Source organism: Roseofilum sp. Guam (genome assembly GCF_017746735.1).
In the GTDB taxonomy this organism is placed as follows: domain Bacteria; phylum Cyanobacteriota; class Cyanobacteriia; order Cyanobacteriales; family Desertifilaceae; genus Roseofilum; species Roseofilum reptotaenium.
The window spans coordinates 24408-40532 of sequence record NZ_JAGHZN010000046.1 but is presented as its reverse complement, the minus strand read 5'-3'; the positions used below and the strand labels follow the sequence as shown (position 1 = coordinate 40532).

Sequence of the window (16125 nt, the reverse complement as noted above, 5' to 3'; positions counted from 1 at the left end):
CGCTATCATCCAACCATGCCTAGACAACTGCAACTGGTTCCTCATTGAAGTACGGAGGAACTCTATCACTGCTATCGTGGTGCTTCGGAAGCAATTGCCAGAAGCCACTACCAGATTATGTGGCTTCTGGCGACAGGGAAAAAAAGCAAAGAAGTAGCTGCCATCACAGGATACAGCCTCCATTGGATTTATGAGTTAGTGCGAGGATACAACCGTCTTGGGCCGGAAAGTTTAGGAGATAAACGTCAAGAAAATCACGGCCGCACTCCACTACTCAACGATGAGCAACAGGCTCAACTCTGGTCAGTGCTACAATCAGCGCCCCCAGATGGAGGACTCTGGAATGGGTCAAAAGTAGCTCAATGGATGAGTGAACTACTTGATAGACCAGTAGCCCCTCAAAGAGGATGGGATTACCTACGAAGTCTAGAATATGTGAGAAGAAGACCTCGCCCAGCTCATATAGACAGTGACCCAGAAGAGCAACAGCAGTGGAAAAAAAAATTGCGCAGAGAGTTGCTGAGGTTAAAAAGGAATACAGTAATGCATCCGTAGAAGTATGGGCTGAAGACGAACATCGCATTGGCTTAAATCGAGTCAATCGGATGATTTGGGTTCAAAGAGGTGAAAAAGTTAACTGGAAATATGAATGGCTGTGGTTAGTCGGATTTGTAAATCCTAACAGTGGCCAATTAACCGGATTTGATATAAGATTGACCTTTGCTTTCTCCGTCTCCTATTGAAACGACATGCTCCTAAGATCCCAAATGGGTCCCATAAGTGGGCTTGATATGATGGGCTATAGAAAAAACTCCCCTTTAGCAATGGGGATGACTTGACCTCCGACTTCAACAGAAATGGTCTGCTGGTTCCGTTTGGCTCTCAGGCGTAATAGGGAGGGGCGATTAATTTCATAGCCTTGTTCGACTAGCACGTCAATATCCTGAGTTCCTAAATAATTCTGTTCCACTAAATAACCGGCAAAACAGCCATTGGCGCTACCGGTGGCTGGATCTTCGGGAATGCCTAAAGAATCAGCAAACATGCGGGCACTAAAGGTGTTTTCGGGGTAATGGGTTTCGGGACAAAATACAAAAATCTCTTTGGCTGGTTTATTTTCTATAAATTCAAAATATAAGGATTGTTCAATTCGACATCGTTTGAGGGCAGCTTGGGTTTTCAGGGGAACGATAATAAAGGGAATACCGGTAGAGACGGTTTGAATGGGGAAGCGATCGTCAATGTCTTCCGGTTCTAAACTCAGAATAGGGGCAAGGGCTTCTCTCGGATAGGTGGTGGTAAATTCTGGAGGGTTTTGCTTCATCCATAAGATTTCTGAGGTTTGATCCTTCGTTTGCCAATGGACCCGAATTTGTCCCACTTGTAGATTTAAGATAACTTGATCGACGGCCGAGCCAATGATTGCTTTCTGGATAATGTAGGCGGTTCCTAGGGTGGGATGTCCCGCAAAGGGGAGTTCCTGGACTGGGGTAAAGATGCGAACTCGGTAGCCGCCATTTTCGGGGCGATCGCCTAAAATAAACGTCGTTTCTGAAAAGTTGATTTCCTTGGCGATTGTTTGCATGGTTTCCGTAGTCAGCTCTCCAGCATTGAGGATGACGGCTAATTGATTGCCGCTGTAGGGTTTAACGGCAAAAACGTCAACAATATAAAAGGGGACAGAGGGCATAGGATCTCAGGCCAGTCATTGATTCAAGTTTAGTTTATCAAAGTTTTAGGGGCATTCAATATTAAGATATCCTAGAAGGGGAATACCTTATTGAAACTTCTAAAACCACAAACCCATGGCTCGAACTTCAGTCTATTGGAAAAGAAGTCTACAAGTGCTACTGGGCATTATTCTAGCGGTGATTATTGGACTAGTCAGTAATCAGTTCTGGAGTGCGGACGCATTTGAACTCCGTCTGTTACATACGAACGATCATCATGCCCATTTAGAACCGGTAGAGATGGGAGAAAATGGCACATTGGGGGGAATTTGTAAACGCAAAACCCTGATTGACAGACTCAGAGAAGAAAGTAAACGTGCCGATCAACCCCTGTTACTCTTAGATGCAGGTGATGTATTCCAAGGTACACTCTATTTTAATACCTATCAAGGGCAAGCTGATAGTAAATTTTACAATGCTTTAGAATATGATGCCATGACTCTAGGCAATCATGAATTTGATCGGGGTCAGGAGGTTCTAGCAAAATTCATTCACAGCAGTGATTTTCCTATTGTTTCAGCTAATCTAAAAATAGATGTGATGTCTCCCCTTTCTGGATTGGTGAAATCCTGGATTTTCCTGAAAAAAAATGGACAAAAAATAGGTGTTTTGGGACTAACTACCCCAAAAACGATAACCATGGCAGAGGTTGGGGAAGGGGTTGAGTTTTTAGATCCAGTTTCAGCAGCTCAACAGGCAGTTGAGGAGTTAACTCAGGAAGGAGTTAATAAAATTATTGCCCTGACTCATTTAGGAATTACTGAAGATCTGGAATTAGCCCGTCAAGTGGATGGCATTGATGTGATTATTGGGGGGCATTCCCATACTAGAATCGGGGATATGCCTGATGCAACTTATCCCTATCCCATCGTGGAAAAAACACCGAGTGGTCAGCCGGTTTTAGTAGTTACCAATTGGGAATGGGGAAAATATCTAGGGGATTTAGATATCACATTTGACCGCCAAGGACATCTACAACACTGGAAAGGGGATCTGCATCCTGTGAATGCAGAAATAACGGATGATACCGAACTTCAAAATTTGTTAGAAACTTTTTCTGAACCGATTCGACAACTGAAGAGTAAAGTGATTGGTAAAACTCCCATTAAACTCAATGGCGATCGCCCCTATGTTCGACAAGAAGAAACTAACCTGGGAACCCTGTTAGGGGAAGCTTTACTGGCGAAAACAGCAGGTAAAAAAACCGAAATTGCGATTACCCATGGTGGTGGAATTCGAGGGAGTATTCCTGCGGGAGAGATCACCATTGGAGAAGTGTTAGAAGTGTTTCCGTTTTCCAATACAATTATTGCAGTAGACTTAACGGGAAAACAGATTAAAGAGCTTCTAGAATATGGGGTGAGTCAAGTGGATAAACTCCATGGTTCTTTTCCCCAAGTGGCTGGACTTAAACTGGATTGGCAATCTGATTTACCGGTGGGTTCGCGGATGCTCAGTATCCAAACTCGACAAGTAGATGGTGCTTATCGTCCTCTGGAGCTGGATAAAACCTATCGGGTAGTCACCTCTAGTTTTCTCTTCAAAGGAGGAGACGGATATACCTTATTTTCTGAAGGAAAAAATGTTGTTGATACGGGATATTTAATCTCCGATTCTCTGATAGAATATATCCGCGATCGCGCCAGCGATGCGGAGCATTATCGCTCTGTCGTTAACCCGTAACATTTGGTTCTCCCAATCCCATGTTTTTATCCCTACTTAAAAAGCGCCTAGGCTTATCTGAAGATCAACTGAAAAGACTGGGTGCCTTTCTTCTGCTGGCCTTAACTCTAGTGGGAACCCAAGGGTTAGCGTCCTTACTGGCTCGTTCTCTATTTTTAGCTAAGGCAGGGGCGGATAAACTGCCGTTACTGTATACGTTAACGCCAATTTGTATTATCACTATTTCTGGTTTTTTCTCCCAAGTTATTGGTCGATTTTCCCATAAGCGTCTCTTGCAACTGCTCCTTTTGGGAAGTGCACTATTTATGTCGGGATTAAGAATTCTGGGATGGTTAGATTCTGGACTCTATATTCTGTTTGTCTTTTATATTTTTTCCGAAGTCGTCAGCGTGCTGGTGATTAAAATTGGTTTTTGGAATCTGGTAGCCGATTACTTTACAACTTTAGAACTCAAGCGTTATACATCCTATCTCAATTTAGCCTCGAGTTTAGGCTATTTACTGGCTAATACGATCGCCAGTATTGCCCTTCAGGTGATTGAACCCTCCGTACTGGCGATCGCACTGCCCGGATTATATGGGTTGGCGATCGCCGAAATGGTCTATATTGAAATTGACCAAAATGATATTGAAGTTAACGAACTCCACCAACAGCCCCAGAAACACGTAGAAACCCTAAAAGACTCCCTGCGCCAATTTCCCCAACTGATTTCTCGCTATCCCATTCTTCTGTTTCTGACGGCTAATACGTTTTTACTCTTATTAGTGCGCCTGTTAGGAGAATATCAATATTCAGCGATCTACGCCGACTCCCTAGACAATGCCCAACAATTGGCGAGTTTCCTGGCTTTAATGGCCGCCTTGTTAAGTCTATTGGAATTTGGCTTATCGTCCCTCGTTACTCCCTGGTTAATTCAGAAAATGGGAGTGCGACGCATGAATCTGATTTATCCCCTCACCACCTTAGCGAGTTTTGTCGGTTTATTTCTCGCCCCGGGTTTAGGCTCGGCGGTTTTTATCAATATTAACCAACGTTCCCTCAATTATGGCATGGCTGAAGCCGTGCGATTGCTCAACTATAACGCCGTTCCTCCCCGAATTCTAGGGCGGTTTCGGGTTCTTAGTGAAGGTCTATTTTCCCCCATTGGACAAGTTTTAGGCGGTCTGATTCTCCTCAGTGCCCAACACTTAGGAAGCTTAACCACAACAACCTTACTCGGTATGGGTTTAAGTGTTATCCATAGTGGGGTGGGTTATTTCACCGGTCGCAGTTATCTGGACTCTTTAATGACCATGGTAACGGAAGGTTTGGTGAATTTAGATGGAGTCAAAACCGGATGGGTTACGCTCCCCTCTTCCTATCAAGAGGAAGTAAAAAATATGCTCACCAGTGGCGATCGCCAAACCCAGCTTTTAGGGTTACAATTAGCGACTCGTCTCCCTAACCCTAGCCAGGTTTTACCGGAAGTCAAAACCCTGTTTTCCCACACCCATCCCGAACTGCGTCAGGGAGTGGTTACCTTTCTGAGTCAAATTCCCTCCCAGGATCAACACTTTTGTACCCGAAACTTGTTAGACTCAACAGACCAGTTAGCACGGGCGATCGCCTTAGAACTGTTGATTTTATGTCAAGAACCCGTTCCCGAACCTGAGCGATCGCAATTTTGGGCAATGGGAGATGCCGAAATTCGCGCCCTGATCACCCTGGTAGAGCTGCAAACCTCAAAAACATCATTACCAACCAATTTAGAGGATTGGGCGGTTGATTTGCCCTCCTATAGCCAACGAAATCTCATCCATATTATCGCTCGCAGTTGCAACCCAGACCTGTTGATCCTGCTCGAACCCCTAATCCGCCATGCTCCCTTGGAAATACAGCAGCAGGGACTACGATATTTGACCACCCTAGAATGTCACAAAACTCCCCAGATTCGGGAGTTAGTCGCCTCCCAACTCGGTCATTCCGATCCACAAATGAGAGCAACTGCCATTGAAATTTTGGGCAAAGCACCAGAAGAAAACTTATTCCCCTATTTAGCCCAAGCCTTAATGGATTGCCATCCCCATGTGCGCGAGCAAGCAGCCCTAGCCCTAGCCCATGCTGGAGAAAAAGCTCTGCACTGGGTCGAATCTTATCTAGAATCCCCCGACTCAGAAGTCGTCGATGCAGCTATCTCGACCTTGGGATATATGGGCACACCCCGGGCTGAAGACCGCCTTTATGAGTATTTAGCGCCCGAATTGCACCAATTTAGCCGCAGTTGGGAATGGTTGCAGCAGCTTCCCGCAGACCGTCCCCAGTGGAAGCTTTTGGCGATCGCCATTGATGATTATCAAAAGCGCGTCTTAGAACGGGTGTTCCATTCCCTGTCCACCCTAGGGTGTAGCGCCACCCTAGATGCACTCAAACAGGTGATTCATTCCCACAATTTACGCGATCGGGCCAATGCAGTAGAAACTATTGCCTCCCTGCGCTATCGTCGATTTGTGCAACCCCTACTGCCCTTTTTAGAAACTTGGGCCAGCGGTCAATCCCTAGAACAGGAAATCAATGCCGATGCCCAATGGATGAAAACCCAAGGCTATAAACTGATTTTGGAATGCCTTGCGTCCCAAGACCGATGGTTAGAACTCGGTGCAATGGTGGCCTTGGTTGATATTCCCCGAACCCTGATCAAAACCCCAGACCCCCTCGTTCAAGACGTAGCAAAAACCCTATTTCCGGCTGGAAGTCTCATCTGTCATCAAAATCCAACCCTGCAACGGATTTATATCCTCACCCGCGTCGATCTCTTCCGTTACTTTTGCTTGGATGAGTTACTGCTGATTAATCAGGAATTGATCGAAGAACATTTTGCTCCTCAAGAAGCGATCGTAGCCGAAGGTTCCCTACGTCACCATTTCTATATTCTTGCTTCCGGGACTGCGCAGATTGTCAAAACTATGGGCGGAAGACAAAAAATTCTAGCCACTTTAAGTTCAGGGGATTATTTTGGAGAAGCCCAACTGTTTAATCAAAATCCTGCTTGGGTGGATGTGATTGCCGAAACGGATTGTACTTTACTCAAATTAGAGAGCGATCGCTTCCTCGACTTGATTTACCAAAAACCCGATATGATTCTGGAAATTTGCAAACGCTTTAGCGCCTTCCTCAAGCAAAGCCTTGAAGAAACTGAAATTACCCTAGAGTCTCCAATTCTAAGCTAATATAACAGTACAGTCACTGAGTATACATATAGCCCTGGGCGCTAGAGAATCGGGAATAGGGTTGTGATACAAAACTTGGTACTGTGTAGATGACAGAAGAGGGAAGGAACTGCTGATTAAGTCAATAATGACCTTCTTTTGATTATGAAGTTACATTTGCGATTGGTGTTAATTGTCCCATTTGTCTTACAAATATGTACCATAGTGGGCTTAACTGGATGGCTCTCCCTCCGCAATGGACAAAAGGCAGTTGGCAATATTGCGACCCAATTACAGACAGAAATTGGGGCGAGAATCGAACAACATCTCAATAGCTATTTAGGCAAACCCTACTTAGTTAATCAGAGTATTTTGAATGCCATTGCTCTGGGGCATGTTAATCTAGAACGGGATCCTAATTTAGCTCAATTCTTTTTTAAAAAGATGGGGTTATTTGAGCAAATTAGTTTTATTCAAGTGGCTAACGAAAACAGAGAATTTTATGGTATCCAACGGCTGGATGACCACAGCTTAAACATCTGGAATAGCGATCGCACGACGGATTATAATCTGCATGTCTATGCAACCGATCCTCAAGGGCAACCCACCCAAATCCTGAATATTTCACCGAACTACGATCCCCGGACTCGTGATTGGTACATTGCCCCCGCAACGAAGCATCAATCGGTTTGGAGTGAGATTTATACTTATTTAGCCAGTCCCAAACTTGCCCTAACCTTTGGAGATCCAGTGTACAATCCAGAGGGGGAATTGGTCGGGGTGGTGGCCACAGATTTTACTTTATTAGATATTAATCAGTTTCTCAGCGAGTTAAAAATTGGGAAAACTGGGCAAGCATTTATTTTAGAGCGTTCTGGTCTATTAGTCGCTAATTCCACCGGAGAAAATCCATTTTCTGTTAATGCGGGAGAAAATACATTAGAACGCTTATTAGCCATTAACAGTGAAAATCAGTTGACCCAATTAACGGCTCAGTTTTTAGAGCAAAAGTTTGGCGACTTAAATCACATCTATCAATTAGAGAAACTGATTTGCAAAGTCAATGGCAAACGACACTTTGTTCAAGTCTTGCCCTATCAAGATCGATGGGGGTTAGATTGGCTGGTCGTTATTGTCATGCCCGAAAAAGATTTTATCGCAGAAATTAATGCCAATACTTACACCACGATTGGGTTGTGTTTGCTTGCCTTGGCGATCGCCATTGGACTGGGAATTTATACCTCTCGCTGGATTACCAAACCCATACTAGATCTGGCACAATCGTCAGAAGCGATGTCTAAAGGAGACTTAGGTCAACAGGTGTCAGAAGGTGCGATCGTAGAATTAAAAGCCCTAGCTACTGCATTCAACCGCATGGCACACCAATTAAAAACAGCTTTCAATAACCTAGAACAAAAAGTCAAAGAACGCACTGCTCAATTAGCCGAAGCCAAAGAAACGGCAGAAGTTGCCAACCAAGCTAAAAGCGAATTTCTCGCCAATATGAGTCATGAATTACGCACACCCTTAAATGGAATTTTGGGGTATACCCAAATTCTCAAACAGGCTAAAGATACGGAGCATCAAGATCGCGGTTTAGAAGTGATTGAACAATCGGGAAACCATTTACTGAATTTAATTAACGATATTCTCGATCTCTCCAAAATTGAAGCTCGAAAACTAGAATTAAGACCTCAAAATATCCATCTCGCTTCTTTCTTATTTGGTGTCGTCGAAATGTCTCGAATTGCCGCAGAAAGCAAAGGGATTACGTTCGATTTTGCCTTAAATCCAGACTTGCCATCATCCGTAACTATGGATGAAAAACGATTGCGTCAAGTCTTGCTTAATCTGTTAGGGAATGCAATTAAATTTACCGATAGTGGAGGTGTGGAACTGAGGGTAGAAGCCTTACCTTTGGCAGACTCCAATAAAAGACTGTTCAGGTTTACGGTGCAAGACACTGGGGTGGGCATGACTGCTGAACAAGTACGTAAAATCTTCTTGCCGTTTGAACAAGTGGGGAATAAAATACAACAAGCTGAAGGAACCGGTTTAGGGTTAACCATCTCCCAGAAAATTGTTCGTTTGATGGGGAGTGAAATTCAAGTGATCAGTAAACCTGGAGAAGGCAGTACCTTTTACTTTGAGGTTGAATTACCCATTGCTTCGGAATGGGTAGAAACGGATACAGTGAGCCAAATTGGACAAATAATCGGTTATCGAGGCGATCGCTATAAGATATTAATTGTGGACGATAAATCAGTCAACCGTGAAATCTTAGTCACGGTGTTAACCTCCTTAGGATTTGAATGTCAAGAGGCAGAACACGGGGAAGATGGATTTCAGCAGGCGATTGGTTTTCAACCGGATTTAATCATTACTGATTTAGTCATGCCAGTTTTAGATGGATTTGAAATGGTGCGTAAATTGCGTACCCTGTCCCAGTTTAAAGACACAATTATTATTGCTTCTTCAGCCAGTGTTTTAGCTAAAGATCAAGAAAACAGTTTAGAAGTCGGTTGTCAGGATTTTATTCAAAAGCCTGTGGAGCTTCAACAGTTATTTCAATGTTTGCAAAGGTATTTAAAACTTGAGTGGATTTATGAGGATATAATTTCCCCTGAGCCTGAACAGTCAGCCGTCAGTGATGATTGTGAAAAACTGCTCCCACCCCGGCATATTTTAGAACAAATTTATCAAGCCGCAAAAATTGGCGATATTGCGGAGATTGAAGCCTTAGCGCAACCCTTGGAACAGGATGAGCGCTATCGGAGTTTTGCAAATCGGATTTTGGTCTTAGTTACTAATTTTCAAGATATGGCGATCGTCCGATTAATTGAGCAGTCTTTAGATTCCTCAACCCTAGAGCAAACTTCAAATAACAAAACCTCTTAATGTATGAATCCCATTGTCCTCTTACAAAATCTCTCCCTCTTCCAAAGCCTGAGCTTAGACGAACTCATTTTAATCTCCCAAGAATTAGTCCAAGAACAGTTTTTAGAAAATGAAATCATCCTCCCCGCAGGTAAAGTGATGAATGCTTGTTATATTGTTGGATCGGGGACAGTGACCTCTTCTAAGCGCTCTGAAGACCAGTTAATCCCCATTAAGGAAATTTCCTCTGGTTCTAGTTTTGGCTATCTTGACCTCTTTGACGACTCACCTTCACAATTGCAATTTGTGGCTAAAACTGACTGTCAATTGTTCAAAATTGCTAAGAAACGTTTAATTAGTCTAGGTTACCAACGTCCACAGATTTTGATCTCTATTTGTCGCGATTTTAGTCAAACGTTACAGCAGGTTGTTTATCAACAATGGATGCAAGAGGTTAATCATTAGTAGTTTCAAGTTTCAAAATCTAATAGAGATTGCTGTGGATTGAAACTCTTGTTTGCCAGAAAGGTGGGCCCCAATTTGCCGGTTTCAAAATCTAATAGAGATTGCTGTGGATTGAAACTGGTGTCATCGGCTAATGAGAGTCGGTTATTTGTCGAGATGTTTCAAAATCTAATAGAGATTGCTGTGGATTGAAACTCCTCAATTTTGAGATAGTCGTTTCGGACAACGTAGTTTCAAAATCTAATAGAGATTGCTGTGGATTGAAACTGTTTTAGCCGCCTCCACAAATCCTTGGTCAAAACGTTTCAAAATCTAATAGAGATTGCTGTGGATTGAAACTAGATAGCAGTGATTCATAAAACTGAACCCCTGTGGTGTTTCAAAATCTAATAGAGATTGCTGTGGATTGAAACTTGCTCTTTCCGCAAGCCTCTATAAAATCTTTGAGTTTCAAAATCTAATAGAGATTGCTGTGGATTGAAACCCTCGCTGATAGGAAAAGACTTTAAAGGTAAGTTTCAAAATCTAATAGAGATTGCTGTGGATTGAAACATGGGCAATAAACAAAATCGACTGACCCGCCTGCCCAGCGTTTCAAAATCTAATAGAGATTGCTGTGGATTGAAACGAATTTCGCGATTGGCAGAAAAAGAGAAGGTTTGATGCTCCGTTTCAAAATCTAATAGAGATTGCTGTGGATTGAAACCGACTATCTTTGTCATTAAAAACACCTTTTAATGCGTTTCAAAATCTAATAGAGATTGCTGTGGATTGAAACTTGGTTTTGCCCTAATGCTAAACCAACTGAAGTTTTGTTTCAAAATCTAATAGAGATTGCTGTGGATTGAAACCCACCGATTTCATGACGGCGAACTCCTATCTTGCCGTTTCAAAATCTAATAGAGATTGCTGTGGATTGAAACTATCTTTCATCCAATCCAACTAGAATCAGAATCTGTTTCAAAATCTAATAGAGATTGCTGTGGATTGAAACTGAATCCATCCTTCAGCAAGTCTCGCGCCACAAAAACACAGGTTTCAAAATCTAATAGAGATTGCTGTGGATTGAAACGTGAATCAATAAAGCTGCGATGGTCTCACAATAGTTTCAAAATCTAATAGAGATTGCTGTGGATTGAAACTAATGTATCCAAAAAATCCATGCCCAGTTTGGCAGTTTCAAAATCTAATAGAGATTGCTGTGGATTGAAACTGATCCAACTACAATTTCCTTGAATGATGGAGTCGGGGGAGTTTCAAAATCTAATAGAGATTGCTGTGGATTGAAACTTGGATGTTGCGTCGAATTGTGATGATGGTTCCCGCCATGTTTCAAAATCTAATAGAGATTGCTGTGGATTGAAACGGTACGAAGCCGAAGAGCTAGAAGCAGAAGAAAGCTTCCAGTTTCAAAATCTAATAGAGATTGCTGTGGATTGAAACCTGCTTGTTTTTTCTCTCCCATTTTCCATTAGCCTGTTTCAAAATCTAATAGAGATTGCTGTGGATTGAAACCAGAAAATCCGGAAATTCGGAACCATTTACCGAGGTTTCAAAATCTAATAGAGATTGCTGTGGATTGAAACGTAAATGTAGGTGGTTAGCCCCACTTGCTTACAAGAGTTTCAAAATCTAATAGAGATTGCTGTGGATTGAAACTTCTTGTCATCAGGCGTTAAGTAGTCGGATCGGGTTGTTTCAAAATCTAATAGAGATTGCTGTGGATTGAAACATTCTGCTTATATCGTTCACTCCACATTAGGAGTTGATTCGTTTCAAAATCTAATAGAGATTGCTGTGGATTGAAACCGCTTGCTGTAGAATCCTTATCAGCCATAGCTTTGACACTCAGTTTCCGACACTGAACCCCAAAGATGGCTGAATGAGAGACCTCGATCCTGCCAAAATCGCTGAAACCCTGACTGCATAAGGGCCGACGGTCGATTGAGCAGTTGAGTCCTTAGAAGTCAATCGGGATCGGGGCTGTAGCCTATCTCGGAATCACTTCAACTTAACATCTACCCCGTGTCGGAATTCTTCCAAAAGCGAATAGAGATTGCGGTGAATTAGAGGGCAATCCGAATATTCAGTTTTCAAGGTTCATGAATAACTAATCTCTATTAGAAATCGCTGGTTGATCTCACCAGCAGATTGCGGCTGCCGAAGCTACACCGCCGTATCCCTCGAAACCAGGGAACATCGTAAGATGTTAGGATTTACTATACCACCAAAACGCAAATTTCAACCACGCTTAATGATCTGTAAAGTTAGTGAATTCAAGGCCAATTTTACATCCGACCAGATCGCCATCATCCGTGAATACCAGGAAGGCTTGAGGCGGCTATGGAATTTTGCCCTAGGGCAACTGATCAACGCTGATGAAAATTGGCACTATGACAAGGTGTCTAAAACTTATGTCTCCAAATGTACCCTCGTCCGTCACCAAGTCAAGGATGACCTCTCAAAAACCTGGGTCGCCCATTCCCCCGTCCTTGACAGGCGCTCTCGGTGGATTGTCGCTGCTTGCCAAGCCTACCCCACAGCTACTACAAAAGCTGGCCACCAGAGAATGGCTGATAAAGATCATGTGTTTACCCGCGCCGAGGTTAAAGCCTCTGGATGGGTTAGGGGATATGGCTACTCCTGTCCCATCCAACGAGACCATAACCCGGGTCTAATTAGCAATTCAGCCATGAAGGACTCCAAACGAGGTTTAGGTATCCTTGCCAGAGCCAGAGATTTACAAGATCCAACAATTATTACCCCCGATTTGCTCAAAGACTTAGACCGTCAATTAATCCTCAACGTGCAACAAAAGTATCGGATGGGATTACTCGAACAACTAGGGGGCGCTTGGGATAAATATGTCAAAGACCGTTACAGTAAAGAATCCCTACGCCGAGGTAAGCCGAAATTCAAAGGAACGAACACCCCAGTGAATACCATTCGCCACCCCAACCCCAACGCGGGAGGGAAGAAACCCCAATCGGCTGATGCTGTCCGTGCTATTGGGAGCGATGTGCTGAAAATTCCTGGTTTTGGGGATGTCCACCTACCTGGACTCGATAAACGCTGGGGAAAGAGTCGGGTGAAAATTATGCAAATTGTGGAGAAAGCATCGGGTTTTTTCGTGCAACTCACCCGCGAAGAAACGCCCCGACGAGTGCGAAAGGTTGAACCGAGGGGATATGCCGGCATCGATTGGGGATGGAAAGAGGAGAATTATTGCTCGGTGAGTTGGGTGAATGAGGGGGGAGAAACCCGCAGTCAACAAATCAGTAAACCCCGGTTTTATCGAGAGTCCCAAGAGCAACTGGCAAAAGCACAGCAGAAACTGGACGAGAAGCTCTACCGTCGTCTGATTCTCTGGATTCATCATCCGGACACTAATCTCTTGGATTATGTCTCGGAAGGGGATGCGGATATTCTCAAAACTTGCCGCACGGTTGAGGATTTATGCGCCCATATTGGCGTTGATTTAAACGCCAGTACTATCCAACGCTTGCGCTGGAAACAGTGCGGAGACTCCCAAGGGGTGAAGGAGTGCAAACAGAAAATTAAACGTATCCACGAAAAAACGAAACGCAGACGGCGATCGCATCAATACCGCATTGCTTCCTATTTAACCACCTATTCGTCGGGTATTGCTGTAGAGGATGGACTACAGAAGAAAGTGGGAAAGGCAAAAGCCAAAGCGAAAGAAGACGGGAGCGGATTTGACAAAAATCAAGCATCGGCCGTTACAGGACAAAATAAGAGTAATCGAGACGCGGCGATCGGTCAACAGATTGACTTAATCGACAAGAAAACCCAAGAATTTGGCAAGTCTACCCAGCGCATCAAGTTCGCTGCTGACCTACCTTTATCCCGTATCTGCTGTAAATGCCTAGCCTATGACCCAGAAATGGACATCAGCAAGCCCGTCTATCATTGTACCCAGTGTGGGTATGAGGGCGATCGAGATGTTAACTCTTCTGCACTGATTGCCAAGATTGGACGTGAACCCAGTCTACAGAAAACCATTAAACAAAAGATCAAAAAAACGCGCAAAAAATCATAAGTAGGGGCAAAAAATCTTGCGACCTTACCATTACCTATTGCAATTTCATCGCTAATTCAGCCAACTTTTTTCCCACTGCTTGTACCGACTCCTGTTGCCTTTGCTCCTTCAGTTGTCCTTGACTATCAAACTGTTCAAATGCATTTGGAATCGTCTTTTGATCTGGTAAAACAATTACGCCAATATTCTCCAAAATTGCTCGTAAATGCACCAATCCCCTTAAACCGCCTAATCCTCCAGGGGAGGTGCTCATAATTGCGGCCACTTTACCCCGAAAACAACTGAGCGCTAAAGGGGATTCATCCGGTTCCGAACGAGAGAGCCAATCGATGGTATTTTTCAATAACCCGCTAATGGAGCTATTGTATTCTGGAGAGGCAATTAACAAACCGTTGTGAGATTTGAAGAACTGCTTCAAGGCTAAAACGGACTGCGGAAATCCGTCCTGTTCTTGTAAATCCTGGTCATAAATGGGCATCGGGTAATCACGCAAATCAATAAACGTAACTTCTGCCCCCGCATCAGTAGCTCCTTGAGCAGCGATTTTCACCAGTTTTTTATGGAAAGAGTCCTGGCGAGCGCTGCCAGCAAAGGCCAGGATTTTAGTGGAGTTGGACATGATTAATTGAGTGAGAAAATGAGTTTTAAACCGTTTCATTTATCTCCCAGCGCGCCCTGAGCGGAGTCGAAGGGAGCGCTTCTCCCAAAGCAGGAGAGGCATATATAGTGCTTCGCGCTAGGCTTGCTTTGCAATAGCTTGTATGGCTTAGTTTCTAAGGCTTCAAGCTGTACCTCATAGAAGAAAGAAACGCTATCCCTCTTCTATCACCCTGGGACAAGTAAAATTGAAGTTCAATCCTCAAACTTACTCAGGGCATTATAGCGTGAAAAATGATTTTCCTATTACCTATTACCGCGCGAAGCGCTGTAACAGCAACTAAGCTAAATCAAAGAGCAGAAATTCCGAGGATTCTTCCGCTTGTAAATTTAAGGTTTGGAGGTTGGCGATCGCGGCTCCATCTCCCGTTTCTAATACCATACCATTGACGGATAGTTTCCCGCGAATCATTTGTATCCATCCATAACGCTCTGGCGCAAAATTATAAGAGACCTGCACCTGTGGATCTAAAATCGACGCAAATATTTTTGCCTCTTGATGAATCACCACTGAACCGCCCTCACCATCGGGAGAAACTAACAATCGCAGTTGATTTTGTTTCGATTCTGGACTAAAATACTCTTGTTGATAGCCTGGCTTCAGACCTTTTTGATTCGGTGCAATCCAGATTTGTAAAAAATGGGTCGTATCCTCTTGAGAATGGTTATACTCGCTATGGGTTACTCCGGTTCCAGCGCTCATAATCTGGACATCTCCGGGATTAATCACCGACCCATTGCCCATGCTATCTTTATGTTCTAACGCACCGTTAATTACATAAGAAATGATTTCCATATCTCGGTGCGGATGGGTTCCAAATCCAGAACCGCCTTGAATTCGGTCTTCATTAATCACTAAAAGATGGCGAAAGCCTTGATATTTTGGATCGTAATAACCGGCAAATGAAAAGGTATGATTCGACTTTAACCATCCATGGTTTGCCTGTCCTCGTTCTGAGGATTTACGAAGCACAATTTGTGGTGTTTTTAAGGGTGCGTTAACCATAACAGAAAGACCCAGCTCAACTCTTAATCATTAGTTTAGTTCAGCTCAACTGAGCCTGTAAAGACGGTACTTCAAAGTGCCATAGTACCCAAAAAGTAACGATGCACAGTCCAATTGAGTCCTCAACTCGCCTAACCTGCGCCGTAGAAACCACGATCAAAGTGATTGGGGGACGGTGGAAAGTTCTGATTTTGCGCGAACTTTTCTCTGGGGTGAAACGCTTTGGGGAACTGCAACGGGCAATTTCTGGAGTAACGCAGAAAATGCTGACTCAACAACTGCGAGAAATGGAACAGGATGGACTCATCGATCGCGTTGTTTACTCTCAAGTGCCCCCTAAAGTGGAGTATTCCCTCACTCCCACTGGACGCAGCTTAGAGCCAGTCTTGACTGCGATGCACAATTGGGCGATTCAATACAACGCTTCGCGCGGTAAAGGTTAATCCATTCCCTATTCCCCAT

General features: G+C 43.7%; 10 protein-coding genes and 1 CRISPR repeat array. Of the genes, 7 read left to right on the top strand and 3 right to left on the bottom strand.

Going from position 1 to position 16125, the window contains the following annotated elements; all coding sequences use genetic code 11:
• The first annotated feature begins 117 nt into the window (after positions 1 to 117).
• Positions 118 to 555, top strand: a complete 438-nt coding sequence (locus J7529_RS17805) for a winged helix-turn-helix domain-containing protein (protein WP_318730086.1) — start codon at positions 118 to 120, stop codon at positions 553 to 555.
• Positions 556 to 799: 244 nt separating this feature from the next.
• Here J7529_RS17805 and J7529_RS17800 read toward each other — a convergent pair whose 3' ends face one another.
• Positions 800 to 1690 carry a PhzF family phenazine biosynthesis protein gene (locus J7529_RS17800; RefSeq protein ID WP_318730085.1) on the bottom strand — a complete coding sequence of 297 codons (891 nt, stop codon included), beginning with the start codon at positions 1688 to 1690 and terminating at the stop codon, positions 800 to 802.
• A gap of 115 nt (positions 1691 to 1805) precedes the next feature.
• On the opposite strand from J7529_RS17800, the gene J7529_RS17795 reads away from it, so the two are divergent.
• From J7529_RS17795 to J7529_RS17775, 5 genes are all read left to right on the top strand, one after another.
• Entirely contained in the window at positions 1806 to 3413 is a 1608-nt protein-coding gene (locus tag J7529_RS17795; RefSeq protein ID WP_318730084.1) for a bifunctional metallophosphatase/5'-nucleotidase, read from the top strand.
• 20 nt (positions 3414 to 3433) lie between these two features.
• Positions 3434 to 6619: a HEAT repeat domain-containing protein gene (locus J7529_RS17790; RefSeq protein ID WP_318730083.1), complete on the top strand. Its 3186-nt coding sequence runs from the start codon at positions 3434 to 3436 to the stop codon at positions 6617 to 6619.
• 144 nt (positions 6620 to 6763) lie between these two features.
• On the top strand, positions 6764 to 9496 hold the full coding sequence (locus J7529_RS17785) for a hybrid sensor histidine kinase/response regulator (RefSeq protein WP_318730082.1): 2733 nt from the start codon (positions 6764 to 6766) through the stop codon (positions 9494 to 9496).
• Positions 9497 to 9499: 3 nt separating this feature from the next.
• Positions 9500 to 9940 (top strand): Crp/Fnr family transcriptional regulator, encoded by a 441-nt coding sequence (locus J7529_RS17780; RefSeq protein ID WP_271940006.1) that lies wholly within the window; start codon positions 9500 to 9502, stop codon positions 9938 to 9940.
• Positions 9941 to 9949: 9 nt separating this feature from the next.
• A CRISPR array of direct repeats spans positions 9950 to 11749; the repeat unit is 37 nt; unit sequence GTTTCAAAATCTAATAGAGATTGCTGTGGATTGAAAC.
• A gap of 445 nt (positions 11750 to 12194) precedes the next feature.
• Positions 12195 to 14000 carry a zinc ribbon domain-containing protein gene (locus J7529_RS17775; protein WP_318730081.1) on the top strand — a complete coding sequence of 602 codons (1806 nt, stop codon included), beginning with the start codon at positions 12195 to 12197 and terminating at the stop codon, positions 13998 to 14000.
• A 34-nt stretch (positions 14001 to 14034) separates the two neighbouring features.
• Here the strand turns inward: J7529_RS17775 and J7529_RS17770 are convergent, their stop codons facing one another.
• Together J7529_RS17770 and J7529_RS17765 are read right to left on the bottom strand one after the other, a co-directional pair.
• On the bottom strand, positions 14035 to 14619 hold the full coding sequence (locus tag J7529_RS17770) for an NAD(P)H-dependent oxidoreductase (protein ID WP_318730080.1): 585 nt from the start codon (positions 14617 to 14619) through the stop codon (positions 14035 to 14037).
• Positions 14620 to 14937: 318 nt separating this feature from the next.
• The gene (locus J7529_RS17765; protein ID WP_271940008.1) at positions 14938 to 15663 is read right to left on the bottom strand and encodes a pirin family protein; all 726 of its coding nucleotides are present in this window, start codon (positions 15661 to 15663) and stop codon (positions 14938 to 14940) included.
• Between the two features lie 101 nt (positions 15664 to 15764).
• Between J7529_RS17765 and J7529_RS17760 the strand changes: the two genes are divergently transcribed.
• The gene (locus J7529_RS17760) at positions 15765 to 16106 is read left to right on the top strand and encodes a winged helix-turn-helix transcriptional regulator (RefSeq protein WP_271940009.1); all 342 of its coding nucleotides are present in this window, start codon (positions 15765 to 15767) and stop codon (positions 16104 to 16106) included.
• The last annotated feature ends 19 nt before the right edge of the window (positions 16107 to 16125 follow it).

Bases quoted from the DNA above. Each gene is read 5' to 3' on its own strand.
- J7529_RS17765 (WP_271940008.1), bottom strand. From the start codon at position 15,663: ATGGTTAACGCACCCTTAAAAACACCACAAATTGTGCTTCGTAAATCC.
- J7529_RS17795 (WP_318730084.1), top strand. From the start codon at position 1,806: ATGGCTCGAACTTCAGTCTATTGGAAAAGAAGTCTACAAGTGCTACTG.
- J7529_RS17775 (WP_318730081.1), top strand. From the start codon at position 12,195: ATGATCTGTAAAGTTAGTGAATTCAAGGCCAATTTTACATCCGACCAG.
- J7529_RS17805 (WP_318730086.1), top strand. From the start codon at position 118: ATGTGGCTTCTGGCGACAGGGAAAAAAAGCAAAGAAGTAGCTGCCATC.
- J7529_RS17760 (WP_271940009.1), top strand. From the start codon at position 15,765: ATGCACAGTCCAATTGAGTCCTCAACTCGCCTAACCTGCGCCGTAGAA.
- J7529_RS17790 (WP_318730083.1), top strand. From the start codon at position 3,434: ATGTTTTTATCCCTACTTAAAAAGCGCCTAGGCTTATCTGAAGATCAA.
- J7529_RS17800 (WP_318730085.1), bottom strand. From the start codon at position 1,690: ATGCCCTCTGTCCCCTTTTATATTGTTGACGTTTTTGCCGTTAAACCC.
- J7529_RS17780 (WP_271940006.1), top strand. From the start codon at position 9,500: ATGAATCCCATTGTCCTCTTACAAAATCTCTCCCTCTTCCAAAGCCTG.
- J7529_RS17770 (WP_318730080.1), bottom strand. From the start codon at position 14,619: ATGTCCAACTCCACTAAAATCCTGGCCTTTGCTGGCAGCGCTCGCCAG.
- J7529_RS17785 (WP_318730082.1), top strand. From the start codon at position 6,764: ATGAAGTTACATTTGCGATTGGTGTTAATTGTCCCATTTGTCTTACAA.